Raw genomic sequence first — 23,311 nt, 5'->3', positions numbered from 1 at the left:
ATACTAGGCTGGTAGCCATGATGCATGTGGGCCTGACCGGTGGTGTAGCATCCGGTAAATCAGTGGTGGCAGCGAGACTCGCCGAGCTCGGCGCGGTGGTGATCGACGCCGATGTTTTGGCCCGCGAAGTGGTGGAGCCCGGCACGCCGGGCTTGGCCGGAATCACCGCGGCCTTTGGCCAGGAGGTGCTCAATCCCGATGGGAGCCTGAACCGCCAAGCCCTGGGTGCCATAGTATTCGGTGATCAACTGCAACGAGAGAAGCTGAACTCCATCGTGCACCCCCTGGTGCGCGAGGCTGCGGGAACGCTGCGCAACGCGGCCGATGCAGGGGCGATAGTGGTTGAAGACATCCCGCTGTTGGTGGAAACCGGTCAGCAGGAGCGCTTCGACGCCGTCGTCGTCGTGCAGGCAGGGCGCGCGGAACGGATCCGTCGGATGGTGCAGGACCGCGGTTGGAGCGAAGAAGATGCGGTCTCCCGCATGGCGGCTCAAGCCACCGACGAGCAGCGAGCCGTCGTCGCCGATTTCGTGCTGGAAAACTCGGGCACGCGACAAGAACTCATCGATCAGGTTGACGCGCTGTATGCACAACTAGCTTCGCACCCGGAGGCCAAGGGATGAGACACCGGAAGATCGCTAAATGGCTGATGCTCGCGTGCTTTGCCACCGCTTTGGTGCTGTGGCTGGGATTTGGCGGACGCAGCGAATTCGTGGCCAAGGACCACGGACCGTATTCCCCGGTGGTCTATTTCTCCGGGTGGATTGCGCTGGCGGGCCTGCTCTCTGCCACGGTGCTGACCGTGAGCTTTTTCGGCAGCACGATTGCGCACACGGCTAAACGCAATGCCATTCGCTACGGCATGCGCGGACGCTAGGCGGCCAGGTGCTGCGCAGCGCGGCCGGCAGCTCGGGCCGGTTGCGCAGCGCTGCAATACCTTATCGGGGTAGTGAGGCCCGGTCAGGAGCCATCCGGCTCGCCCAGCTCCTCGAGCGTCATCGGTTCTGGAGCAGCATCCGGCCCCCCGGCAGCCATCTGCCCAAGATCCATCGGCGCTGGTGCCGACCCTGTTCCGCCCAGTTCGGCCGCCGTCAGCTGCTGAAGCGGCAGCGGCGCCGGGGCCGAGGAATCCGCACCGCCCTGGGATCCTGCCTCGCCGGTTCCGGCAACACTGATCTTAATCTCGTAGTCCTTGCTCATGTGCGTTTGCACCCCTTTCTCTGTCCGTCGGGCTAGAGGTAGACCTGCGTGATGTTCTTCGCGGCATCCAGCACAATATAGACCTGCTTGCCGGTGGCCTTGGCCACGGAGAGCACCAGATGGACGTTGGTCACGCCGTCGGTCGCTCCGGTCAACACCTTGTGCCAGGCGTTATCCGAGGCCAGATGGGCCCAGGCGTTCTGCGAATGGTTGGAGGTGAAGATCTGGTTGATGGTGGTCCACATGGTTGATCCTTCTTTCGTGTAGCTCGTGGACGGATTCACAGGTAGCACTGCGTGATAAATGATGTGTCGGCGACGACGGTGACCTTCAGGCCCTTGGCCTGTGCCAGGGCAAGCATGGCCAGCATGTTGGTGATGCCGTCCGGGGCTCCGGTGGTGATCTTGCGCCAGCCCAGGGATCCGATGTGGGCCCACGCGTTCTGCGCGTTCACCGTCGCGAAGACCTGGTTGACGGCGATGCCGTAGTAGGTGGCAGGACCGGTATTCCGGGTGGACACCGTCATCGAATGGGCGACGGCGGAGACTGACTCGATGTCCAGACCCGATCCGGTGCCGTCCCACCAATTGCTGTTCGGCGCCGAGGAAGGACCAAAACTGGAACCCGTTCCCCCGTAGAGGTCCGTGGCGTCGCCGTAGTTGACCCGCCGTTCCAGATCGAAGCGGTTGTCAGCCTGCTCCAGGGATAGTTCGTAGTGTTTGGCCGCGGTCATCTCCTGGTTGCTGTTGCTGCCGGTGGTGTCCACGTGCCAGATCGCGACGCCTGAATCCGGCAGCGCCGCATCCCTGCCGGCCTGCTCGCGGTTCTCCACGATGAAGTACTCCGTGGCGCTGCGCGGATGCAGCAGGAACTCGTTGCGACCGGCGGCGATGGTGTAGGTCTGCCCGGAAGCCATGGTCGTGGCCGCCGAAGACCAGCCCGCCGCATGCTTCAGGTAGGCGTCGACCTGCGTCGGGTTCTTGTCGTTGCCGCCGTAGCACATCAGGGAGTAGTGCCCGACACCCAGTCCGACCCCGACGCTGTCGTAGTCGTAGAGGTCCGGAAAGTCGCACACCATGTGCCCGTTCTCATGGCAGAACGTGCGCAGCGTGAGCTGGTTGCCCAAATCCGTAATCTGGTAGTCGGAGAGGCGGCGCGTCGTGCTGAGCACATAGGGCGAGGCCAGTGCCCAGCTGTGCGGCCACAGCCCTTGGCTCCAGGCGTTCGAGCGCACCCCGGCGTAGAAGACGCTCAGCGCCTTGATGTAGCCTCCCGAGTCCGCCGTCAGCGAGGAGAAGTCGAAGCCTGCGGCGACTAGGCTGTCCAGCGCCTCGCGGATCAGCTCCTGGGCCCGCGTGCCGTAGCTGATGGCGGGGTCCGTATAGTAGGTCCGCGGATGCGCCGCCCGGTAGTAGGCGGCGACAAGGTTGGTGTATGACAGCTTGCCGTCCGAGACGTCGCGGAAATAGTCGAACGCCGATCCGTTGTTGCCGAAGCCGGTGTAGCCCGCCTCGTTGCAGAAGTCGTCGACCTCCTGCCGGCTGATCGTCGCCGGGAAGTCGCTGAAATCAATGAGTAGCACCAGCCCCCGGAAATTTCCGGTGGTCGGATTCGAGGGCGGCGCGGAATCAGGGGATGCCGACCGCGCCTTCATCTGTTCTTGGGCTCCCATGCGGCGCTGCATCCAGCGAGGCACGGACCCCAGTGATTCGCGTGTCGCGCGGGCCTGCATGGCGCTGGATTCCCGGGTGACCCGCAGATGTTGCGGCAGGTTCAGCGTCTGGGGATCCGCGGTACCGACGCGCTCGCCGGTAGGCTGCAGCGATTCGCCGTTCTCGGCGAGCGTTGCGTATTCGTAGTAGCCGTCCTCGCCCTTGACGACGGTGTAGCCGTCCAGGGTTTCGAAGACGGCATGGAACTGGTTGCCCCAGCCTTTGAGCGTCAGCTCGGAGCCGTCGGGATTGGAAAAGGTGAATAGTTCGCCTTGGAATGGGACCGGCATTCGGGGGCCTTCCTTCCTAGGGTGCGGTGCGATGGGATGGATCTTTCACCGTCTGCGGCGAAGCGGCGGCAGGTGGGATCCGCAGAGGCATCAAGCGGGGTCCTTCGAGAAATCAGGACGTCGCGGTGTGCGCAGCAACGATCAGGGATGAGCTGGCGGCAGAGTCTGCCCCGGTGCACCCTATGGCGCATCCGCCTCCGCATTCATCGGCTGCGAACGTGCTGCAACCACTATGACGGGTGGCGATTACCGCGTTGTTACCCGGGCATTACTGCGTCGACCCGGTGACGAGGTGATCAATTCAAACCCGAAGTTGGTGACGGGCCCCGCCGGTCGGGGCGTGGCAGGTTCAACCGTCGACGCTAGGGCGTAGGCTAGGTACATGAGCCTAGCCCAGCCGATTAAACGCGTCGTTGCACCCTTCGAAGTCATCAGCGAGTACGAGCCAGCCGGCGACCAGCCGCAGGCCATCAAGGAGCTGACCGAGCGCATCACCGCCGGCGAGAAGGACATCGTGCTGCTCGGCGCCACCGGCACCGGCAAGTCGGCGACTACCGCCTGGCTGGTGGAGCAGGTACAAAGGCCCACCTTGGTGCTGGTGCAGAATAAGACGCTGGCGGCCCAGCTGGCCAACGAGTTCCGCGAGCTGATGCCGAACAACGCCGTGGAGTACTTCGTCTCCTACTACGACTACTACCAGCCCGAGGCCTACGTTCCGCAGACCGATACCTTCATCGAGAAGGACTCCTCGATCAACGAGGAGGTGGAGCGGCTGCGCCACTCGGCGACCAACTCGCTGCTCACCCGCCGCGACACCATCGTCGTCGCCACCGTCTCCTGCATCTACGGCCTGGGCACCCCGGAGGAATACGTCGCCGGCATGGTCACGGTGCGCGCCGGCGAGGAGCTGAACCGCGACGCGATGCTGCGCCAATTCGTCGCCATGCAGTACACGCGCAACGACATGGACTTCCACCGCGGCACCTTCCGCGTGCGCGGAGACACCGTGGAAATCATCCCGATGTACGAGGAACAGGCGGTGCGCATCGAGTTCTTCGGCGACGAGGTGGAGGCAATCTACACCCTGCACCCTGTCACCGGCGAGGTCATCCGCGAAGAAACCGAGATGTACATCTTCCCGGCCAGCCACTATGTGGCCGGCGCCGAGCGCATGGGCAAGGCCATCAAGTCCATCGAAGACGAGCTGGCGGCGCGGCTGAAGGAGCTGGAGAGCCAGAACAAGCTCGTCGAGGCCCAGCGGCTGCGCATGCGCACCACCTATGACCTGGAAATGATGGAGCAGATGGGCTTCTGCAATGGCATCGAAAACTATTCGCGCCATATCGACGGGCGCGAGGCAGGCTCCGCCCCGCACTGTCTGCTCGACTACTTCCCGGACGACTTCCTGCTGGTCATCGACGAATCCCACGTCACCGTGCCGCAGATCGGCGCCATGTACGAGGGCGACATGTCGCGCAAGCGCACTCTGGTGGAGCACGGCTTCCGCCTGCCCAGCGCCATGGACAACCGCCCGCTGAAATGGGACGAGTTCTTGGAGCGCATCGGGCAGACCGTGTACCTTTCGGCGACCCCGGGCAAGTACGAGCTGGGCAAGTCCGACGGCTTCGTGCAGCAGATCATCCGCCCGACCGGCCTGATCGACCCGGAGATCATCGTCAAGCCGACCAAGGGGCAGATCGACGACCTGCTCGACGAGATCCGCACCCGGGTGGACCGCGACGAGCGCGTGCTGGTCACCACGCTGACCAAGCGCATGGCCGAAGATCTGACCGACTATCTCACCGAGCATCAGGTGCGGGTGCAGTACCTGCACTCGGATGTTGACACGATCCGCCGCGTGGAGCTGCTGCGCGAGCTGCGCATGGGCTCCTTCGACGTGCTGGTGGGCATCAACCTGCTGCGTGAGGGACTGGATCTGCCCGAGGTGTCGCTGGTGGCGATCCTGGACGCGGACAAGCAGGGCTTCCTGCGTTCGGCCACCTCGCTGATCCAGACCATCGGCCGTGCCGCGCGTAACGTTTCCGGCCAGGTGATCATGTATGCAGATAAGATCACCGACGCGATGAGCCAGGCGATCGAGGAGACTAACCGCCGCCGCGCCATCCAGCAGGCGCACAACGAGGAACACGGCATCGACCCGCAGCCGCTGCGCAAGAAGATCGCGGACATCACCGATCAGCTGGCCCGGGAAGACGCCGACACCCAGGAGCTGCTAAACAACAACCGTCTGGCCAAGGACGCCAAGCGCACCAAGAGCTCCGCGACCGTGCGCAAGGACGGGCTGGCTGCGGCCCCCGCCGAAGATCTGCTGGGCCAGATCGAGGAGATGACCGCGCAGATGCACGTGGCCGCCGGGGAACTGCAGTTCGAATTGGCGGCCCGGCTGCGCGATGAGGTTGCGGAGTTGAAGAAGGAGCTGCGTCAGATGAAGGCCGCGGGACACGCCTAGGAGGACTGCGTGATTCCCCGGGCTGTGCCGGCGCCGCCACGCACCATCGGGTGCTGCGGCGGCGCCTTTTAACCCGCCGATAACGGGTTGGGTATTTAGCTGTGTATTGGCTGTACGGTATAATTGGTCTTTGGACGTAGGGGAGTATCCCAAATGCTGTGAACGTCAGCACGCGGCTCAAGGGCGAGCCGCCGGGCGCAGCAGCCGACCACGACGCCAGAACTGGCGCGGGAGGCGGAGAGACTTGCGGTTATTTGACATACCCCTACAACGAAAGGCTGCTCGTCTGTGGGCACTTCAGGGTTAACACTTCAATTCGAAATCATCGCACTGATTGTCTTGTGCGCTGTGCTGGTCGCGGACCTGCTTTACGTGACCAAGCGACCCCATATTCCATCGATGAAGGAAGCCGGCATCTTCGTCGCAATCTACATCGGTTTGGCGGTCGCCTTCGGCGGAATCCTCTGGTGGCAGGCCGGAAGCCAGATCGGTCAGGAGTTCTACGCCGGCTGGATCACCGAATACGCGTTGTCGGTGGACAACCTCTTCGTCTTCATCATCATCATGGCGCGCTTCTCGGTACCGCGTAAGTACCAGCAGGAAGTGCTGATGTTCGGCATTATCATCGCGCTGATCCTGCGCGCGATCTTCATTGTTGCCGGTGCCGCCGTCATCGAACACTTCTCCTGGGTCTTCTACATCTTCGGTGCGTTCCTGCTGTGGACCGCATGGAATCAGCTGAAGGACGAAGAGGATGAGGACGAAGAGAGCGGCCTGGTAAAGAAGCTGACCAGCAAGCTGCCAATCTCCGATGACTACGACGGCAATAAGCTGCGCACCGTGGTCGACGGCAAGAAGCTGTTCACGCCCATGGTGATGGTGTTCATTACCATCGGCATGACCGACCTGCTGTTCGCCTTCGACTCGATTCCTGCGATCTTCGGCCTGACCCAGTCGGCATTCATCGTGTTCACCGCGAACATCTTTGCACTGATGGGCCTGCGTCAGCTGTACTTCCTGCTTGGCGGGTTGATGAGCCGACTGGTCTTCCTGAAGCACGCACTGAGCTTCATCCTGGCCTTCATCGGTGTCAAGCTGGTGTTCCACGCGCTGTATGAAAACCAGGTGCCATTCATCAACGGCGGCGAGCCGCTGCACCAGTACGCATGGCTGGATATTCCGGTAGGCATCTCCCTGCTGGTGATTCTCGGAGCGATCGTCGTCGCCACGGTGCTGTCCCTGTGGACTCCGCTGGGCCGCAACGCGGCAGCCAAGGCAGAGGAAGCCGAGGCTATTGCCGCCGCTGCCAAGCAGGCATCGGAAGCCGACGAAAAGAAGTAATTGAAGCAAGAATGCCCGCCACAGGACCCGTGTTTTGGGGACTGGGCGGGCATCTTCTCGAGTACAGCATGAACCACTTGATGAACTAGGGTAAAACTATGAGTACCGATCCACTGCCCGCCAATGACATCGCAGCAGGCATCACGATGACCTCCGGAACGATGTCCCGACTGCTGGGACACGTCGCAGGACAGGGGAGATCAGTGACTGCGTGGCGGGTTCTTGCAGGGTTGGACCGTGACGGGGCACAGCGTGTGGGGGATCTTGCCATCCAACAGCGCGTGGCCCAGCCGACGATGACGGGGCTTGTGATCCGTCTGGAGCAGGACGGAATGGTGATTCGACAGACCGATCCACGCGACCGCCGGGTGAGCCTTGTTGCGTTGACCGAGCGAGGGAAGCAGGAAGTTGACGCATACCGCTCCCGGGCAATGAACGCACTGACCGGGAACATCGAGGCCCTGAGCGCCAAGGAGCAGGTAGTCCTTTCCGCCGCCCTGCCGCTGCTGCAGCGACTGTGCGAAGAGATCGCCGCCGACCTGGACAAATAGTTCCCGCCCCGGCGCAGAACAGCGAAGCCGTGCCGTCCTGGCTCCATGAACCCGGGTGGCACGGCTTTGCTGTCCTCGGTGGTCCTTTGGTTTTATTCTGCCGCGGCGGCCGCCTCGGGGTCTTCACCCTTGGTCATGGCCAACAGCCGACGGAAGATGGCAGGTCCCTCGTCGGCGATTCCGTCGTGGTGGAAATCTTCGGTCACCCACGCCTGCAGGCCATTAACCTGACTTGCGGTGCGCAGCGACAGCTCCCGGTCGACGTAAACGTCGTCGTGGTAGACGGCCGCGGCCACCGGCACCGTATTGTCGGCCAGCACCGCAAGATCGTACAGCGGACCAAAATGCTCATATTCCGCCAGCACCCGTGCAACATCCTCCAACGGACGCAGGGCCGGGTCTGAGGCGAAATGCCAACGGAAAATCATCTCGCCGGTGAGCAGCGGGGTCTGCGCATGGGCGGTGAACTCGGCAAATTCGGGGAGGACCGACTCGGCGGCGAAGTTTGTCGGCGAACCCTGGGCGTAGATGGTCTCGTGCATCAGCGCGTAGAGCGGGTTGGACGAGAAGGAAGCCTGAGCCGCCAGTGAGTCCAGGAACGTATCCGACAGGCGTCGACCCCCGGGGGTATCGACGAAGGCCTCTTCAAAGACGTGGTGCAGCAGGTGCACCCGGGTGTTCCCGCCCAGGTACATGCCCAGCATCTGCACCAGCGGGACGGTCACCGGCTGCCCATTGGGCAGCACCTCGTCGTCGTTGTGGCGCACATGCTCGTAGATTTCGTGCAGGATGCCGAAGTCCTGCGGATACCAGGAGAAGTACTCGGCATTGCGCTCGGCCATGCGCTGGTAGGTGGCGCGGTAGACATCCTGAGCCTCGGCATCCAGCGCTGCAAGCCCGCCGGTGATCAGGCAGCGTTCCAAGGACTGCGGGAACAGCGACAGGTAGGTCAGCGTGCAGAACCCGCCGTAGCTCTGGCCCATGGTGCTCCACCGTTCAACGCCCAGGTGTTCACGCAGCGCTTCGGCGTCTCGCACGATCGAATCGGCGCGGAAGTGGGTCAGGTAGCGTGCCTGCGCCGCGTAGTCGCCGCGCAGCGCGAGTGACTGCCGGTTGGCAGGGGTGGACAGGCCGGTGCCGCGCTGGTCCAGCAGCAGGACGCGGAAGTGCTTGACGGCTTCGGCCAGCCAGCCGGAGAGCGAGGCGGGACGTGGAGACTTTCCGCCCGGGCCGCCCTGAAGGAACAGCAGCCAGGGCAGCGAGGAGTCGGTGCTGATTTCCCGGGCGAAGATGCTGATCTGTTCGCCGTGTGGATCCGCATGGTCCAGGGGGACGGTCACGCGGTGTTCGGCCACGTCCATGCCGCGATAGTGGGTCATCGTGCAGCCTCCTGCGCCGCCAGTGCCGTCAATGCATCGCCATCCAGTCGACGGGTGGACCATTCATCCATGGAATCTGCGCCGATGGCGTCGTAGAACTTGATGGCGGGGGTGTTCCAGTCGAGCACCGCCCATTCAAGTCGTTTGTAGCCGCGGTCGACGCAGATTTGCGCGAGTGTGCGCAGCAGGACGGTGCCGGTGCCGAGCCCGCGCTGGGATTCGCGGACGTAGAGGTCTTCCAGGTGGATGCCGTGGCGGCCCTCCCACGTGGAGTAGGTGAGGAACCAGATGGCGGTGCCGACGATGTTTCCCGCCTCGTCCTGCGCCACGTGGGCGAAGACCTTGGGATCGGCGCCGAAGAGGTGCGCGGCGAGATCCTCAACGGTGTTGCGCACCGCGTCGGGTTCCTTTTCGTACACTGCTAGCTCGTGAATGAGCTCCAAAATTTGCGGGCAATCCGCGGGCGTTGCTTCGCGCACAATACTCATGTGCTCAAGCTTACCGCCGCAGTGCAGCTAAAACGTCGGTGACCAGTCTTAAGGTTGAACTCATGATGGGTGGACACCATGCCATAAGCGGCGCTGCCGCATGGCTAGCAATTACAACTCCGGTGACAATCGGTTCGATCGACCTCGGCTTCGGGGTACTGCAGATGGACCGCTGGGAGACGCTGGCCGGCGCCATCGTCTGCGCCGGGGCGGCATTGCTGCCGGATGCGGACCATCACGGGGCGACGATCGCCCGCTCGCTGCCGCCTATTTCAAGCATCTTCGCCCGGATCGTCGGGCAGGTTTCGGGCGGCCACCGCAATGGCACACATTCGATCATCGGCATGGCATTCTTCATCCTGCTTGCCTGGCTGGCCAATGGCTGGGATGTGCAGACCGCTGCCCTGGGCACCGTCTATCCCGCCGCGGCGCTCTTTGCGGTGCTGCTGATTTCCTTCGCGGTGAAGTCGTTGAAATTCATGCCCGCGACGCTGTGCTGGATCATCGCGCTGGCGGCCGGCGCCTTTGTAGGGATGAACGCGCCCGAGGACAACGAGTGGTTCCTGCTGGCGGTTGCCACCGGTGTGGTCGTACACGTCGTGGGCGACATGCTCACCGTCGGCGGCTGCAATCTCATCTGGCCGATCAAGATCCGATCCCCCCGGTGGTTCCGGAAGCTGCCGGTGGTCGGGGGAGTGTGGAAGGCCAACGGCCGCGTGGCCCTGCCGATTTTGGCGGAAACCGGCTCTCAGGCTGAATGGATTCTGGCGTCCCTGCTGACCACCTATGTCGGCATCGCACTGATCGTCGCCTAATAGGCAGGGGTCGTGGCCGCTTCCAGCCCTCCGCAGTTGCAGAAACCGTGCTTGGCTCGGATCTGGCCGTCGCCCGCAGATGGCTGTAATGCACCGGTAACACCCGATGCCTCACACTACACGCTAGATGATTGACGATGGTTGGCTGCCGGCAGCCGACCAGGTGTGGAGCGGCGAGGCGTGCCCTGTCTGATCCTCGTTTCCCGTTGGCATTCGGTTGAAGGAATGTTCGCGGGGCCTGCTTTTCTGCGCCCGCAGGACCACTCGGAAGCAAGCGGGGTACCCGATCATGCCGAGCATCGACAAACATTCACAGTTCAGGGTCAATATGGCCCAGCGGCGATTCCCCATTGCCGTATCCGATCTTGCCGGCTGGCAAGACGAAGCCCGCTACCTGGCCAAGCTTCCTCCACCTTTCGAGGCCACGTCCGGCGGTGCCGATGTGGCAGCGGAATTGGACGCAGCGATCAAGCATCACCTGGATGCGGCGCAGGCACGGTTGAGCACCACCCGGTGGAAGTTCATGCTGGGCACCACGCTCATCGGCAGTGTCATGGCGCATATGCACGCCGCAAGCATACTCATGCTGCGCCGTGGAGATTCGGACTACCTGCTGGGAAAGCTTCCGAAGATCCAGTCGGATGTGCGCAACCACCTTGATCTCAAGGACCCGCAACGCATCGCTTTTGAACTGCTGATGCGTGATGTGGACAAATTGGGAACCAATGTGCAGGCCAAGCTGAACTTCATTGATTCGGGACTCGTGCGCGAAGAAATCATCACTGCCGGAAGTGCCGCGAATATGGCCTACCGACGCGAATATGCAAGGATGCTCAGCTTCCGCCGCGGGCTCACCGCATGGACTGTAATCCTGTTGCTGCTTTCCGGCGGGCTGGCATTGTGGGGTGCGACCAACCCCAGCGACCTGGCCATCTGCTTTACCCCCGAGGGGAAGGCCACCGTGGTGTGCCCCACCAACGAGAGCCCATTGCCGTCGGAACAGGGGACGCAAACTAACGGCGGTGCGGAGACCGAGCAACAGGCGCAGAATGTGCAAAGTCGAGACGAGGTCGTTGCCGCTACCGTGCGCCCCACGGATATTTCGCTGCTGCTCTTCGTCGGGATGGCAGGTGCCGCGGTGTCTGCGGCAGGCTCCTTCCGCGCCGTCGGCGGCACCGCTGCACCCTTTAATCTGGCGATTGCCATGGCCCTGCTGAAGCTGCCTCTTGGCGCGCTGATCTCAGTATTTGGCCTGTTGCTCATTCGGGGCGGCTTCTTTCCCGGTCTATCCGACCTCGACAGCTCGCAGCAGATACTTGCCTGGGCGGTGATATTCGGGGCCGCGCAGCAGTTGTTTACGGTCATGGTCGACCAGCAGGCTAAGCGGGTGCAGGACAAAGTGGGGCAGGTGCTGGACAGTCCTGCAAATTAAGCGAAGACAGCAAAATTTTAGAAGGGAGCAGTTCATGCCGCTGAGCAATGGATACGGGGTGCTTGTCGAGACCCTGCAGGATTATTATCGCGACCCGCCTGACAACTATGGCCGTTATTATCACGGCAATCTGGTCATCCACACACCACAGGGGAATTACCATTGCGCCATCGACGTGGACCCCAAAAATATGCCCAACGGCGTCCAATGGCGAACACCCAGATTGCGGGCAGCAGACTTCACCGGGATTTCCTCGCTCAGCGATGGATGGCATCCACTGGCTTCCACCGCGACCAGCGGCGCCGCGGACTACATTCGGTCAACGGTGCTGCACCCACCGCTGGTCATTCGCCTGCTGCTCTTCGCGGGTTGGCTGTACCGGCTCTTAACCTGGCTGCGCTGGAATCCGCGGTGGCTCAGCGGTACCGGCATTCAGGCGCTCACCGAGTTGGAATCCGTGATCGATGGCGGCACACGCTTCTTTGTCTTCGGCGAACCATTTTCCAGCGGCCTCGGCGTGCACAACGTCCACCAGAATCAGGGCGACCCGGTGGGCGGCGGTCACGACGATGAAAATTGGATCTGGCAGGACGGAGCGACGATCGTTCTCAAACCCGACGGAAAACTGGTGGCGTTCCTGAACAAGTTCCAAACGCAGTCCTTCACCACTGATGACCAAGGACGCCCGACGTGATGCCGCAGATCTAACTGTCCAACACCCCGCACACCTTGATTTTAGAGGAGTGCGGGGTGTTGGACGATGGGTTGTTTCTGTCGCAGCGGAGGGTGCGGCTACCAGTACATGATGCTGGATTTGCCGCTGCCGCCAGCCCAGTACAGCCGCAAACGCAGGACATAGCGGCGTCCGGCCAGCAGACGGACTTTCATCTGGGCGTTGAGACCCGTTCCGCTGTCGTCATCGCCGCCCAGATAGCGCAGCGAGCCGCCCTCGTCTTCAAAAAGAACCATGACCATATCGGTTTCGCCAAAGGTGGCGATGGTGTAGTTTTGCGAGACAGCAGGCGATATCGAGAAGTCGGCTTGCGCCCCCGCCGCCAGCTGAAGCACCTGTGATTCAAAGGCCTTGAGCTCCGTCATCGTCGACGAAGTAGCAGGATAGAAATTCTTGGCCCACTCCTTGTCCTGGGTTGACAGGCCACCGGCTGGGTTCAGTCCGGTGGAGTATTCGGCCGGTTGGAGAATCAGTCCTGCGGGGAACCAATACTCCATCACAGAATTCGGATCCCACGGGGAGCCGTCCACTTCCTGCTGCGCGAACTTCTTCAGTACGTTTTGTTCTGTCTGGGCCCGCGACCAGAAGTTCGGCGCTCCCGTGAAGTACTTATAGACAGCGTCGTCATCCCACACGATTCCGGAAAATGGGTTCTGGTGCTCATGCGGCAGCCCCAGACTGTGTCCGATCTCGTGGAGCGCCGTGGTGTGGCCGTAGTCATCCGTCAGGTCCCAACCGAAATTCATGGTTGTTTCAGTGGCAGGAATTCCCAGTAGGTCGCGTCCGACGTAGGACCAGGAACCGTCGGCCTGATCGAAGGCAATACGGATTTCGGAGGCGGCGCGGTCCGTGGTCTCGGTAAATTTCAATCCCAGCGGCAGCGCCTTCCACTCTGCAAAGGCATGGCGTACGGCTTCCCGTTGGGCTTCGGGTCCGTCGATGAAGAAGTAGTGCAGTTCGGTTTCATTGACCCAGACCTTTGACAGCACGCGTATGAGACGCATGCGCATATCCGGCAGTCCTGCCGGCAGTTCTCGCTGAATGACCGGTTTCGATAGGCACACCGGTCGGTTTTCATAGTTCATATCCTGCTCCTGTAAGGAAGACATTTCGCAGTTAAAAGAGTTCCCGTGCGTGCCGCCCCCACCCTCGGCACGCGCAGCATGTTCAGCTCACGTCCACCAGCGGCAAGCCTGAGTAGATGGCACCAGCCGAAGGTTTCGTTCAGCCGAACGTTCGAGCCGCCACCGTGGTCCAAAACCTACATGGCCACGGTCAACAGCAAATAGGCTTGATCTGCCCCTTTGCAGATCCAAGTGGTCTATGGTGCGCCAACCATCAATACGGTCCGTGACGTTGGCGGTCCCGGTGATCTGCGCATAATTGCGGATTTCCGGAAGTTGGAAGGGGAATTGCCAACCCATGGTGAGGGTGAATGAGACAGTGCAGGTTCCTAGCGCCCCGGAGCCACTGCGCGCCGCAGCCATGCTGCGCTGCTCCGACCGGTCCACCGTGGGCCCAGAAGAGCGCCTTAATCAGATCCTGGTGTTGCGCCGCATAACGCAGCAGGTGCATTGAAAAAATAGCATTGGAGTCATCGCTGCTGGCCATTGGCCCATCTTGTGAAAGTTGGCAGTTGGTCAGGTTGCTCTGGTGCCACCGCGGAACAGAAGGAGCGACAACGCCGGAGAGCCAAGACCACGTCGCCGACGTCGCAGTTGATTGACTCAACAATGCCATGTCCTGCTCCTCTGCTAGACCGTGTTCTTGCTGTCGAATCCAAGAATGGGGCAAGCAGCATTACCGGTGTGTTACCCGACGATTACCAGCCCAGCCGCAGACTACGGTGACCGTAGCGACTGACTCTCCTTTGTCCCTCGCGCAGTCAAGGCTGGCGTCGCAGTGGTCGAGTTCACCCAAGGTCTACTCCCGTTGCCCGGTGGCGAGCAACATTCGGCGGAACTTCTCATTCCCGGCCGCCAGATGAGGGCGAGGGACCGCTTGTCGTCGCCCATTTCACCTCACGCCGCCCGGGCCGTCTGGCAGGTTTCCGGCGGGCGGCGCATCGTCAGGTCGCCGACCATAGGCATGACCGTGCTCTCGGTTGGTTCTGCTTGACCACTGGCGTACGGTCGGCAGCGGCCGCGGTGAAGTCGTTGAAATTCATTTTGGTGATGCGGTGCAGGACTATTGAAATGGTCATCGCGTAGCAGCAGACAGCGGCCGACAGCTATGGGGAATGCTTCGTCAAACCTCGTGGACTCGAGACTGTTATTTGTGGCAACCCTTGTCAACGCGGAGTTGATCTGAGACTACTTAGTGTATGCAGGTGAAATTCGCTCAACGAATGACCTGGCCCACGCTTCCGACGGAATTGAGGGCCCGGTTGGAAGCGTGCCTCGGCTCGGCAGTGGTAGCCAGCAGCAGCCAACACGGCGGATTCTCACCAGGCAGTGCCGATCGAGTGCTGACCTCGGATGGCAGCCGGGCATTCATCAAGGCTGTCAACAGTCACCTGAACGAAGGCTCGGCATGCCTGCATGCTAGGGAGGCGAAAATTGCCGCACTTTTGCCCTCGTCGCTGCCGGTCGCGGAATTTATCGGGTACGTGAGTTGGAACGGCTGGGAAGCGTTGATCTTTGCGGATATCGACGGGGACAGTCCCGCACTGCCCTGGAAGAAAGACCAGTTGGAGTTGGTGCTCGATGCTGTTTCGGGCATGGCCGAAAAAGCCACGGGAAGATTCATGAATGAACTTCCGACGCTGGACGCGGAACTCCGCGAAGATTTCCAGGGCTTCGCCCGGATGCTTTCAGAGAACTTTGTGCCGTCGGATCCCTGGATCGCGGCAAACATGGTTGAACTGAACGACTTGGCGCTCTGTGGCGCAACGGCGCTTTCAGGGAACCAGCTGGTCCATTCCGATCTGCGGTCGGACAATTTGCTTATCAACTCTGACTCAACGGTCGTGCTGATCGATTGGCCCTGGGCATCGCGTGGCGCCGCGTGGTATGACGGACTGACGGTGTTGATCGAGGCGAGGATCTATTCACCCGGGTTCGATGTTGATCACTGGTTGGGATCGCATGAGCTCTTCAATTCCGCGAAACCTGAGGCGGTGAATGCAGTATTGGCAGGTCTTGCAGGATTCTACGTGGATGCGGCGCGCAGGCCGCCGATCCCTACACTGCCGACACTGCGCGAATACCACGCCAAGCAGGCTGCGGCGGCCATCGGCTGGCTCAAACAGCGGCTGAACGGTTAGTTGGGGCGTGGACCGGCAACCAGCTACTTGGGATGCCTCGACTTGGGATTCTCACCCCGGTAGACCATGAAAAGTCCGCCGAGCACGAGCGCGCATTGAATGGCTGTGAACATGGTTCCCTCCACAGCGAAGACCGCTGACCATCCGCTGAGCAGGCAGATGAGCCCCACCATGATGGCGGCTGCGCCGAGAATCCTGAGCGTGATTCCGTTCATGCCGTTACCCTACGACAATGCCCGCAACAGCGCTAGCAATTTATGGCAGGCTGTTGCGGGCACCAGTACCGGCAGTAGTTAGTCCAGTCGTCCCACCGCGGTCACTGCGACCACCGGTTCGCCGGCCTCATCGGAGTCATCGAGGCTGATCTTCGCATTGATGCCCCAGTCGTGGTGTCCTTCGGGGTCGGCGAAGATCTGGCGGACCTCCCAGATGCGGCCCGGCAATTCATTGACGATGAACAGCTTGGGGCTGCGTCCCTCGGGACCGTCGTTGATGTCGTCGTGCTCGTCGAAGTAGTCGTCCATGGCGTCGGCCCAGGCATCCGCGTCGAAGCCGTTGTGTTCGTCCAGTTCGCCCAGCGCCTTGTCCTGCTCATCGGCGAAGAGCTTGACCCGGCGGAACATCTCATTGCGGACCATCACGCGGAAGGCGCGCATATTGCTGGTCAGCTTCTCCGGGGCCGGCGGGGTGATCTCCTCGGAGTCGTCGTGCAGCTCGCCGCGGGAGAGTTCCTCCCATTCGTCGAGCAGCGAGGAGTCGATCTGGCGGATCAGTTCGCCCAGCCACTCGATGAGGTCTTCCAGATCTTCGCGCAGTGCATCCTGCGGGACCGACTGGCGCAGCGCCTTGTAGGCGTCGGTGAGATAGCGCAGCAGGACGCCCTCGGACCGGGCCAGCTGGTAGTACTGGACGAAGTCGGAGAAACCCATGGCGCGTTCGTACATATCGCGCACCACGGACTTGGGCTGCAGCTCGAAGTCAGCCAGCCACGGGGCGCCCTGCCGGTACTGCTCGAAGGCAGCCTCAAGCTTTTGAGCCAGCGGCTGCGGGTAGCTGACCTCTTCCAACGCGGTCATGCGGGCGTCGTAGTCCAGACCTTCGGCTTTCATCGCCGCGAGCGCTTCGCCGCGGGCCTTCTTCTCCTGGCCGGAGAGCACCTGGCGCGGCTTTTCCAACGTGGCCTCGATGGTAGACACCACATCCAGCGCATAGCTGGCGGAGTCGGGGTCCAACAACTCCAGCGCGGCCAGTGCGAAGGGGGAGAGCGGCTGGTTCAGTGCGAAGTTCTGCTGCAGGTGGACGGTCAGCTCATAGTAGTTGCCGTACTGGTCGGGCTCGGCCCGGCGCACCACCACGCCGGTGGCGATCAGTTCGCGCAGAATACCGATGGCGCGCAGCTTCAGCTTGCGCTGTGCAGAGGGGGTCTCGTGGTTCTCGGTGAGCAGGCGGACCGCTGCCTCGAAAGCGTTGTCTTCTCGCTCCAAAAGGTTCAGCAGCATCGAGTGGGAGACCTGGAAGGAAGACTTCAGGGTCTCCGGGGGCGCCTCCACAATGCGTTCAAAGGTCTTCTCGCCCCAGGTCACGAAGCCCTGTGGCGGCTTCTTCTTGGGAATCTGCTTGAGCTTGGAGGAGCCCTCGCCGTGCTTCTTCAGCGCCTTCTCCATGGCCTTGTGGTTCTCAATGGCGTGCTCCGGAGCCTGCACCAGCACGGTTCCGGCGGTGTCGAACCCTGCTCGGCCCGCACGGCCGGCGATCTGATGGAATTCGCGGGCGTTGAGGATGCGGGTACGTGTGCCGTCGAACTTGGACAGGGCGGTGATCACCACGGTGCGGATCGGCACATTGATGCCCACGCCCAGGGTGTCGGTGCCGCAGATGACCTTGAGCAGGCCTGCCTGCGCCAGTTGCTCCACCAGCCGGCGGTACTTGGGCAGCATGCCCGCATGGTGTACACCAATGCCATGGCGGACCAGCCGGTTCAGCGTCTTGCCGAAGCCTGCGGCGAAGCGGAACCCGGCAATCAGCTCTGCGATGCGGTCCTTTTCCTCGCGGGTGGCGACGTTGATGCTCATCAGCCCGGTGGCGCGGTCGATCGCGTCCAGCTGCGAGAAATGCACGATGTAGATCGGCACCTGCTGGGTTTTGATCAGCTCCTCCACCGCCTCCTGGACAGGGTCCATGGAGTAGTAAAAGTGCAGCGGGATCGGGCGTTGGGTATGCGCGACGGTGACGGTGGTCTTGCCGGTGCGCTCCTCAAGTTCCTTGTCGAAGCGGGTCACGTCGCCCAGGGTGGCGCTCATCAAGAGGAACTGCGCCTGCGGCAGTTCGATCAGCGGCACCTGCCAGGCCCAGCCGCGCTGCGGGTCCGCGTAGAAATGGAACTCGTCCATGATGACGCAGCCAACATCCGCGCGCGAGCCCTCGCGCAGCGCAATGTTCGCCAAGATCTCGGCGGTGCAGCAGATGATCGGAGCATCCGCGTTTACCGAGGAGTCGCCGGTCACCATGCCGACGTTCTCCGCTCCGAAGATCTTGCACAGATCGAAAAACTTTTCCGAGACCAGCGCCTTGATCGGTGCGGTGTAGAAGCTGATCTGGTCGCGGGCCATGGCGTAGAAGTGCGCGGCGATGGCCACAAGGGACTTGCCGGAACCCGTGGGGGTTGCCAAGATGACGTTGCTCCCGGCGGCCAGGGCCATGGAGGCCTCGTCCTGGGCCGGGTAGAGCTCGATGCCGCGGGTGGTGACCCAGCGGCCAAAGGCCTCGTAGATTTCGTCGTCTGATACGTTTTTTGCGTCTGCAGGCAGATAGTCAGTGAGCAACATGATGTTCTAAGCCTATCCTTTGCGAACTGTGACCGGCCCCTAGTTTTGCCCCAAGGGCGCGGATTAAGCTCAGGGGTATGAAGTGGGACCCGACAAAGTACACCGAATTCGCCGACTACCGCGGGCGGCCCTACCGCGACCTGCTGGATCAACTAGGCGGCGCCGACCCGCGACAGGTGGTGGATCTGGGCTGCGGGCCGGGCAACATGACAGCCCTGCTGGCTCAGAAATGGCCGCGGGCCCAGGTGCTCGGACTCGACTCTTCCCCGGCGATGATTGAGCATGCAAAGACCACCGTCAGCCTCGAAAACCTCGGCTTTGCCCTGGCCGATGCGGTGGACTGGGATCCGTCGCCGCAGACCGATCTCTTGTTCTCCAACGCCATGCTGCAGTGGATCCCGGGACACAGGGAATTGCTGCGCCGCTGGCTAGAAGCGCTGAAGGACGGCGCCTATGTAGCCATCCAGGTACCCGGGAACTTTACCTCCCCCTCCCACGCGCTGATGCGTCAGGTGGCCGAATCGGAGAAATGGATCGGGAAGCTGGCAGAGGTGCTGCGCCACGATGACGCCGTGGGGGAGCCCGATGAATATCAGCGGCTGCTGCTGGAGGCAGGTTTCCAAGCGAATGTCTGGGAAACCACCTACCAACAGGTCATGGTGGGCGAGGACCCGATCCTGCAGTGGGTGCGCGGGACCGCGCTGCTGCCGATCAGGCAGGCGCTGAGCGCCGGAGACTATCTTGACTTCGAGGCCGACTACGCCCGGGAGGTCAATCAGGCTTATCCGTCATTCCTCGGCCCGGACGGTACGCAGCTGACCAACTTCCCCTTCCGCCGCCTGTTCATGATCGGGCGCAAACTGGGATAAATGAGGCCCGTGGCGCCAGGACGGTGAATCCTGCCTCCACGGGCCCTGCATACCGCCGCCGCGGTGCTGCCTACCAGCCGCGGGCGCGCCACTCATCGAGCGAACCGCGTTCGGCGCCGAGGGTCGTCGCATCGCCGTGGCCCGGATAGACCAGGGTGTCGTCGCCGAAGCGATCGAAAATCCGTTCGATGACGTCGTCGAGCAGCGAGGTAAAACGCTGCGGGCTGCTGCCGGTATTGCCGACGCCGCCCGGGAACAGGCTGTCACCGCTGAGGATCACGTTTTGGCCCGAGGAATCACGAATCACATAGGCGATGGAGCCGGGGGTGTGGCCCCGCAGGTGGATCGCCTCGATGGTGACATCCCCCAAGGAGATCACATCGCCGTGGGCGAGCTCATTGCTGATCCTCACCGAGGCTTCACGGGAGATGCCCTGGGCGTCGTCCACGCCGGCATAGGTGGGGACGGGATAGTTCTTCGCCGCCTCGGCCAGGGCCCGAACATGGTCCCAATGCTGATGGGTGGTGGCGATGCCTACCAGCCGAGGATCGGGGCCGTCGGTGCCCGCGGCATCGATCAGCTCAACGATGGCCGAAAAGTCATCTGCGGCATCCACCAGTAGCTGCTTGCCGCTGGCACGCTCGGTGACCAGATACACGTTGTTATTCATGCTTGAAACCGAGATCCAGCGAATCACGACGTCATCGAGTAGAAGTTCTTTCATGTCTTCAGGGTACGGCGAATCGCGGCGTCGACACGATAGGCTCGAAAGACACGATCACTATATGAAACGGACCGTTGTATGACTGACCTAGAGTTCATCACCATCGAACATGATTCCGCCGTGGCCCCGTATCAGCAGGTGCGGGAGCAGATTCTCAACGCCATCGCCGAAGGGAAACTTGCCCCGGGCACCAAGCTGCCCTCGGTGCGCGCGCTCGCCGGTGCCCTGAACTTGGCAGTAAATACCGTGGCCAAGGTGTACAAAGAACTTGAACTTCAGGGTGCTGTGGTGACGCGCGGGCGTCACGGTACGGTGGTCCAGGCGGCCGAAGACCGAGCGGAGCAGGAAGTCAGCGACGCCGCCGCGGATCTTGCGCGCATCGCCCAGACCTGGTCGGTGGATGAAGAAACCGCGGTGAAGTACCTTCGCGCCGCCTTCAGCTCGCTGCCGCGCTAACCACGGAACTGCGAGGTTCGTCCGATGCGAAGTCACACCTATAGCGAAGTAGACGTCTTTTCACCCGTTGCCTATCTGGGTAATCCACTGGCAGTCGTGCATGACGCCCAGGGCCTGAGCGCCGAGCAGATGCAGCGTTTTGCCAAGTGGACAAACCTTGCCGAAACCACATTCCTGCTTCCGCCCACACGGCCGGGGGCGGATTATCGGGTGAGGATCTTCTCTGCGACCCAGGAATACCCCTTTGCCGGGCATCCAACGCTGGGTTCGGCCTTTGCCTGGCTTCAAGGAGGCGGGCGGCCCAAGAACGACGGTTATCTGGTCCAGGAATGCGGCGCAGGGCTGCTCAAGGTTCGAACCACCGGGCAGCACTTCGCCTTTCAAGCCCCGACCTTGACGCGTTTCGAGCCGTTGTCGGCGCAAAAGCTTTCACAGGTGGCCGCCGCTGTGGGCCTGACACCAGAGGACATCCTTGACGCCTCCTGGATTGTCAATGGACCTGAATGGATCGGCATCCGGCTCAACAGTGCCGAGGGGGTCCTTGCCTTGAACCCCGACCCACAGGACCTGGGCGAATTGTGCATCGGGGTGATCGGAGCGCATCAGCAAGGCGGAGACACACAGTACGAGGTGCGGGCGTTCCTCGGCGGCGACCCGGTGTGGGAGGACCCGGTGACCGGCAGCCTCAATGCCGGCCTAGCCCATTGGCTGCGCCACAGCGGCGTCACCACCAGGAATTACGTTGCCGCGCAGGGTACCGCCATCGGATATCGGGGCAGGATCCACATCCAGTACGACGCGGAGGATATTTGGGTGGGCGGACAGGTGACGGCCTGCGTACAGGGCCAGGTCAGCCTGTAGCGTTTAGTTTGTCGGCACCGCGGGATCGGCCGCGCGAACAGCTGCGGGGATGCGGCTTGTCAGGAAGACCCGGATGGCCCCGATCCAGACAATGGCGGCCCCAAGCAGGTGCAGGATGACCACGACCTCCGGCAGGCCGTCAAGGGACTGGTAGAGGCCGACGGCTCCTTGAGCCAGAATGGCAGCGACAAGCAACAGCGCCTTGAGGCCCAGTGCCCGATGTTCGGTGCGGCGGCAGTCCAGCAACAGCCAGATGGTCAGGCCCAAGCTCGCTGCTGCGAGCGAGCCGTGGATGACGGTGACGGTGGCCCAATCAAAAGGCATGCGGGGAACCTCCGCCGAGTCTCCAGCGTGCGGTCCCGTCCCGGTGGCCGCGGTGCCGATGACCAGCAGCAGTGCGGTGACGAACAGGATCGCCGTGCCCAGCGACTTCTGTTTTTGCGTGGTTCCGATGACCGGTGGCTGGTCGATCTGCAGAGCCTTGTGCCAGGTGATGGTGGCGGCCGTGAGCAGCAGCGATGCGGCGATGAAGTGTGCGGCGACCACGAAGGGGTTCAGTTTGACCCATACGGTGATTCCGCCGACGACCGCGTTGAGCACAACGATCCAGAACTGCAGCCAGCCAAGGCGCGTCAATTCCTGTCCGTGCTTCTTGTACAGCCGTGCGGCAACGATCAGCCATCCGACGCCGAGGCACAGCAGCACTGTGACCAGGCGGTTGCTGAACTCGATGATCCCGTGAATGCCCATCTGGGCGGTGGGAGCCAGGGTTTCGGGGGTGCAGTAAGGCCACTCGGTGCAGCCAAGACCGGAACCAGTCACCCGAACCACCGAGCCGCCGACAACTACGAGGATTGCCAGCAGCAGTGAGATCAACGATGCGATCTGAACGGTTTTCAACGAGGTCGAAAATTTCGACGCGAGCCAGCTGAACGGTGTGGGCATGGGACTGCAATTCTGTAAGAAAAAAACCTGTTTGCCAGAATCGTTGCCGTGCCGCAGGCCAGCTGGAACCCACGGAATTTGCCAGGGGTCTAGCTTTACTGGTTGGCCATGATTCCAGCCTCTCCACGCTAGCAGACGGTGAATGACCGGGCGAACCACTGGCCGGCAAAGCTGAATGAAAGCATGGTGAACGCTGAGTTGGTGTGTCAGTTTTCGCTCGTATAATCCCAACTCATGACCCCTGACCCAGCGACCGAAGCGTCGATCAAACTCTCGAAAAGTTCCATCATTGTGCTGTGTCTTGCAGCGTCGGCGGTGGTGGCATTCCTCTTCGAGGTCCAGCTGTACACCTCCATCAGCACTTCGGTGCAATCATCTGCGGTACTCAGTGCGCTGGCGGTTTTCTGCTCCGAGCCACTGCTGATTCTGCTGGTCCTGAGCTCGGCGGCCATCGGCGTGTGGTCGTGGTTCAAGGACCGAAGCGTGTTCTGGACGATCGCCGCCGGGGCCGTGGGTGTCATCGCCGCCTACGCAGTGAGTACGATCCTCAAACAGCTGGTCAACGAGCAGCGGCCGTGTCAAAGCATTCACGTGGCGACGGTGCTTGAATGTCCGCCGCTGGGGGACTGGTCCTGGCCGTCGAACCATTCGGTGATCGCCGGTGCATTCGCCACCGCCTGCATTTTGGCATTGCCCGCCCTGCGCTGGTACTTCGCCACTGCGGCGGCACTGGTAGCACTCTCCCGGGTGGGAGCCGGCGCCCACTATTTGCATGACGCACTCACCGGACTGGCACTGGGCACACTGATTGTGGTCATCGCCGTATCGGTGGTACGTCCGCTGCTGGTCAAGCACCTGCCGCCGAAGCTCGTCGAAGGTGCAGGCCCGGCAATTTTGGACCGGGCCGACGCGGCGGAATAACCCGGCCCGCAAGAAAGCTGGCACGGTGCAATGA

General features: G+C 62.1%; 24 protein-coding genes. 14 read left to right on the top strand and 10 right to left on the bottom strand.

Annotated features, from left to right (window positions below; translation table 11 throughout):
• Positions 1 to 17 precede the first annotated feature (17 nt).
• Together coaE and RUH64_RS10295 are read left to right on the top strand one after the other, a co-directional pair.
• Positions 18 to 623, top strand: coding sequence for a dephospho-CoA kinase (gene coaE, locus RUH64_RS10300; protein WP_313813149.1), 606 nt, complete (start codon positions 18 to 20; stop codon positions 621 to 623).
• Positions 620 to 877 carry a hypothetical protein gene (locus RUH64_RS10295; protein ID WP_313813148.1) on the top strand — a complete coding sequence of 86 codons (258 nt, stop codon included), beginning with the start codon at positions 620 to 622 and terminating at the stop codon, positions 875 to 877. Before coaE ends, RUH64_RS10295 begins: the two co-directional genes overlap by 4 nt.
• 83 nt (positions 878 to 960) lie before the next feature.
• Here the strand turns inward: RUH64_RS10295 and RUH64_RS10290 are convergent, their stop codons facing one another.
• From RUH64_RS10290 to RUH64_RS10280, 3 genes are read right to left on the bottom strand one after another with little or no spacing between them, the layout of a single operon-like run.
• Positions 961 to 1,200, bottom strand: a complete 240-nt coding sequence (locus tag RUH64_RS10290) for a hypothetical protein (RefSeq protein ID WP_313813147.1) — start codon at positions 1,198 to 1,200, stop codon at positions 961 to 963.
• Between the two features lie 32 nt (positions 1,201 to 1,232).
• The gene (locus RUH64_RS10285) at positions 1,233 to 1,445 is read right to left on the bottom strand and encodes a hypothetical protein (RefSeq protein ID WP_047119374.1); all 213 of its coding nucleotides are present in this window, start codon (positions 1,443 to 1,445) and stop codon (positions 1,233 to 1,235) included.
• A 35-nt stretch (positions 1,446 to 1,480) separates the two neighbouring features.
• Entirely contained in the window at positions 1,481 to 3,202 is a 1,722-nt protein-coding gene (locus tag RUH64_RS10280) for a M6 family metalloprotease domain-containing protein (RefSeq protein WP_313813144.1), read from the bottom strand.
• Positions 3,203 to 3,584: 382 nt separating this feature from the next.
• Between RUH64_RS10280 and uvrB the strand changes: the two genes are divergently transcribed.
• From uvrB to RUH64_RS10265, 3 genes are all read left to right on the top strand, one after another.
• A complete protein-coding gene (gene uvrB, locus RUH64_RS10275; protein ID WP_313813143.1) occupies positions 3,585 to 5,672 on the top strand; it encodes an excinuclease ABC subunit UvrB in 2,088 nt (695 codons plus the stop codon).
• Positions 5,673 to 5,960: 288 nt separating this feature from the next.
• Positions 5,961 to 7,013, top strand: a complete 1,053-nt coding sequence (locus tag RUH64_RS10270) for a TerC/Alx family metal homeostasis membrane protein (protein ID WP_313813142.1) — start codon at positions 5,961 to 5,963, stop codon at positions 7,011 to 7,013.
• Positions 7,014 to 7,111: 98 nt separating this feature from the next.
• A complete protein-coding gene (locus RUH64_RS10265) occupies positions 7,112 to 7,564 on the top strand; it encodes a MarR family transcriptional regulator (RefSeq protein WP_313813141.1) in 453 nt (150 codons plus the stop codon).
• 92 nt (positions 7,565 to 7,656) lie between these two features.
• Here the strand turns inward: RUH64_RS10265 and RUH64_RS10260 are convergent, their stop codons facing one another.
• Positions 7,657 to 8,943, bottom strand: a complete 1,287-nt coding sequence (locus tag RUH64_RS10260; protein ID WP_313813140.1) for an alpha/beta fold hydrolase — start codon at positions 8,941 to 8,943, stop codon at positions 7,657 to 7,659.
• Entirely contained in the window at positions 8,940 to 9,431 is a 492-nt protein-coding gene (locus RUH64_RS10255) for a GNAT family N-acetyltransferase (RefSeq protein ID WP_313813138.1), read from the bottom strand. Before RUH64_RS10255 ends, RUH64_RS10260 begins: the two co-directional genes overlap by 4 nt.
• Positions 9,432 to 9,493: 62 nt before the next feature.
• Between RUH64_RS10255 and RUH64_RS10250 the strand changes: the two genes are divergently transcribed.
• The 3 genes from RUH64_RS10250 (at position 9,494) to RUH64_RS10240 (ending at position 12,372) form a co-directional block, all read left to right on the top strand.
• Entirely contained in the window at positions 9,494 to 10,246 is a 753-nt protein-coding gene (locus tag RUH64_RS10250) for a metal-dependent hydrolase (RefSeq protein ID WP_313813137.1), read from the top strand.
• 289 nt (positions 10,247 to 10,535) lie between these two features.
• Positions 10,536 to 11,678 carry a hypothetical protein gene (locus tag RUH64_RS10245; protein WP_313813136.1) on the top strand — a complete coding sequence of 381 codons (1,143 nt, stop codon included), beginning with the start codon at positions 10,536 to 10,538 and terminating at the stop codon, positions 11,676 to 11,678.
• Positions 11,679 to 11,712: 34 nt separating this feature from the next.
• Positions 11,713 to 12,372 carry a DUF2278 family protein gene (locus tag RUH64_RS10240; protein WP_313813135.1) on the top strand — a complete coding sequence of 220 codons (660 nt, stop codon included), beginning with the start codon at positions 11,713 to 11,715 and terminating at the stop codon, positions 12,370 to 12,372.
• A gap of 98 nt (positions 12,373 to 12,470) precedes the next feature.
• Here the strand turns inward: RUH64_RS10240 and RUH64_RS10235 are convergent, their stop codons facing one another.
• Positions 12,471 to 13,496, bottom strand: a complete 1,026-nt coding sequence (locus RUH64_RS10235; RefSeq protein ID WP_313813134.1) for a M12 family metallopeptidase — start codon at positions 13,494 to 13,496, stop codon at positions 12,471 to 12,473.
• 358 nt (positions 13,497 to 13,854) lie between these two features.
• Between RUH64_RS10235 and RUH64_RS10230 the strand changes: the two genes are divergently transcribed.
• Positions 13,855 to 13,989 (top strand): hypothetical protein, encoded by a 135-nt coding sequence (locus RUH64_RS10230; RefSeq protein ID WP_313813133.1) that lies wholly within the window; start codon positions 13,855 to 13,857, stop codon positions 13,987 to 13,989.
• A 745-nt stretch (positions 13,990 to 14,734) separates the two neighbouring features.
• Positions 14,735 to 15,676 (top strand): phosphotransferase, encoded by a 942-nt coding sequence (locus tag RUH64_RS10225; protein ID WP_313813132.1) that lies wholly within the window; start codon positions 14,735 to 14,737, stop codon positions 15,674 to 15,676.
• Positions 15,677 to 15,699: 23 nt separating this feature from the next.
• On the opposite strand, the gene RUH64_RS10220 is transcribed toward RUH64_RS10225, so the two are convergent.
• A complete protein-coding gene (locus tag RUH64_RS10220; protein ID WP_313813131.1) occupies positions 15,700 to 15,891 on the bottom strand; it encodes a hypothetical protein in 192 nt (63 codons plus the stop codon).
• Between the two features lie 78 nt (positions 15,892 to 15,969).
• Positions 15,970 to 18,501: a DUF3516 domain-containing protein gene (locus tag RUH64_RS10215; protein ID WP_313813130.1), complete on the bottom strand. Its 2,532-nt coding sequence runs from the start codon at positions 18,499 to 18,501 to the stop codon at positions 15,970 to 15,972.
• Positions 18,502 to 18,578: 77 nt separating this feature from the next.
• Here RUH64_RS10215 and RUH64_RS10210 point away from each other — a divergent pair, with 77 nt between their 5' ends.
• Positions 18,579 to 19,370, top strand: a complete 792-nt coding sequence (locus tag RUH64_RS10210; protein WP_313813129.1) for a methyltransferase domain-containing protein — start codon at positions 18,579 to 18,581, stop codon at positions 19,368 to 19,370.
• 70 nt (positions 19,371 to 19,440) lie between these two features.
• Here RUH64_RS10210 and RUH64_RS10205 read toward each other — a convergent pair whose 3' ends face one another.
• Positions 19,441 to 20,094, bottom strand: a complete 654-nt coding sequence (locus RUH64_RS10205; RefSeq protein WP_313813127.1) for an MBL fold metallo-hydrolase — start codon at positions 20,092 to 20,094, stop codon at positions 19,441 to 19,443.
• Between the two features lie 78 nt (positions 20,095 to 20,172).
• Between RUH64_RS10205 and RUH64_RS10200 the strand changes: the two genes are divergently transcribed.
• Entirely contained in the window at positions 20,173 to 20,550 is a 378-nt protein-coding gene (locus tag RUH64_RS10200) for a GntR family transcriptional regulator (RefSeq protein ID WP_313813124.1), read from the top strand.
• A gap of 24 nt (positions 20,551 to 20,574) precedes the next feature.
• A complete protein-coding gene (locus RUH64_RS10195) occupies positions 20,575 to 21,411 on the top strand; it encodes a PhzF family phenazine biosynthesis protein (protein ID WP_313813123.1) in 837 nt (278 codons plus the stop codon).
• A 3-nt stretch (positions 21,412 to 21,414) separates the two neighbouring features.
• Here the strand turns inward: RUH64_RS10195 and RUH64_RS10190 are convergent, their stop codons facing one another.
• Positions 21,415 to 22,356, bottom strand: coding sequence for a COX15/CtaA family protein (locus RUH64_RS10190; protein ID WP_313813121.1), 942 nt, complete (start codon positions 22,354 to 22,356; stop codon positions 21,415 to 21,417).
• A gap of 234 nt (positions 22,357 to 22,590) precedes the next feature.
• On the opposite strand from RUH64_RS10190, the gene RUH64_RS10185 reads away from it, so the two are divergent.
• Entirely contained in the window at positions 22,591 to 23,277 is a 687-nt protein-coding gene (locus RUH64_RS10185) for a phosphatase PAP2 family protein (RefSeq protein WP_313813119.1), read from the top strand.
• The last annotated feature ends 34 nt before the right edge of the window (positions 23,278 to 23,311 follow it).

The organism is Glutamicibacter sp. (assembly GCF_032154645.1).
Lineage (GTDB): Bacteria > Actinomycetota > Actinomycetes > Actinomycetales > Micrococcaceae > Glutamicibacter.
Note: the sequence above shows the minus strand (reverse complement) of the source record. Positions and strands in the feature narration are given on the sequence as shown.

Coding starts and splice junctions, on each gene's coding strand:
- RUH64_RS10255 (WP_313813138.1), bottom strand. CDS start 9,431: ATGAGTATTGTGCGCGAAGCAACGCCCGCGGATTGCCCGCAAATTTTG.
- RUH64_RS10200 (WP_313813124.1), top strand. CDS start 20,173: ATGACTGACCTAGAGTTCATCACCATCGAACATGATTCCGCCGTGGCC.
- RUH64_RS10190 (WP_313813121.1), bottom strand. CDS start 22,356: ATGCCCACACCGTTCAGCTGGCTCGCGTCGAAATTTTCGACCTCGTTG.
- uvrB (WP_313813143.1), top strand. CDS start 3,585: ATGAGCCTAGCCCAGCCGATTAAACGCGTCGTTGCACCCTTCGAAGTC.
- RUH64_RS10250 (WP_313813137.1), top strand. CDS start 9,494: ATGATGGGTGGACACCATGCCATAAGCGGCGCTGCCGCATGGCTAGCA.
- coaE (WP_313813149.1), top strand. CDS start 18: ATGATGCATGTGGGCCTGACCGGTGGTGTAGCATCCGGTAAATCAGTG.
- RUH64_RS10265 (WP_313813141.1), top strand. CDS start 7,112: ATGAGTACCGATCCACTGCCCGCCAATGACATCGCAGCAGGCATCACG.
- RUH64_RS10235 (WP_313813134.1), bottom strand. CDS start 13,496: ATGAACTATGAAAACCGACCGGTGTGCCTATCGAAACCGGTCATTCAG.
- RUH64_RS10260 (WP_313813140.1), bottom strand. CDS start 8,943: ATGACCCACTATCGCGGCATGGACGTGGCCGAACACCGCGTGACCGTC.
- RUH64_RS10290 (WP_313813147.1), bottom strand. CDS start 1,200: ATGAGCAAGGACTACGAGATTAAGATCAGTGTTGCCGGAACCGGCGAG.
- RUH64_RS10245 (WP_313813136.1), top strand. CDS start 10,536: ATGCCGAGCATCGACAAACATTCACAGTTCAGGGTCAATATGGCCCAG.
- RUH64_RS10285 (WP_047119374.1), bottom strand. CDS start 1,445: ATGTGGACCACCATCAACCAGATCTTCACCTCCAACCATTCGCAGAAC.
- RUH64_RS10215 (WP_313813130.1), bottom strand. CDS start 18,501: ATGTTGCTCACTGACTATCTGCCTGCAGACGCAAAAAACGTATCAGAC.
- RUH64_RS10295 (WP_313813148.1), top strand. CDS start 620: ATGAGACACCGGAAGATCGCTAAATGGCTGATGCTCGCGTGCTTTGCC.
- RUH64_RS10185 (WP_313813119.1), top strand. CDS start 22,591: ATGACCCCTGACCCAGCGACCGAAGCGTCGATCAAACTCTCGAAAAGT.
- RUH64_RS10220 (WP_313813131.1), bottom strand. CDS start 15,891: ATGAACGGAATCACGCTCAGGATTCTCGGCGCAGCCGCCATCATGGTG.
- RUH64_RS10195 (WP_313813123.1), top strand. CDS start 20,575: ATGCGAAGTCACACCTATAGCGAAGTAGACGTCTTTTCACCCGTTGCC.
- RUH64_RS10240 (WP_313813135.1), top strand. CDS start 11,713: ATGCCGCTGAGCAATGGATACGGGGTGCTTGTCGAGACCCTGCAGGAT.
- RUH64_RS10225 (WP_313813132.1), top strand. CDS start 14,735: ATGCAGGTGAAATTCGCTCAACGAATGACCTGGCCCACGCTTCCGACG.
- RUH64_RS10210 (WP_313813129.1), top strand. CDS start 18,579: ATGAAGTGGGACCCGACAAAGTACACCGAATTCGCCGACTACCGCGGG.
- RUH64_RS10280 (WP_313813144.1), bottom strand. CDS start 3,202: ATGCCGGTCCCATTCCAAGGCGAACTATTCACCTTTTCCAATCCCGAC.
- RUH64_RS10205 (WP_313813127.1), bottom strand. CDS start 20,094: ATGAAAGAACTTCTACTCGATGACGTCGTGATTCGCTGGATCTCGGTT.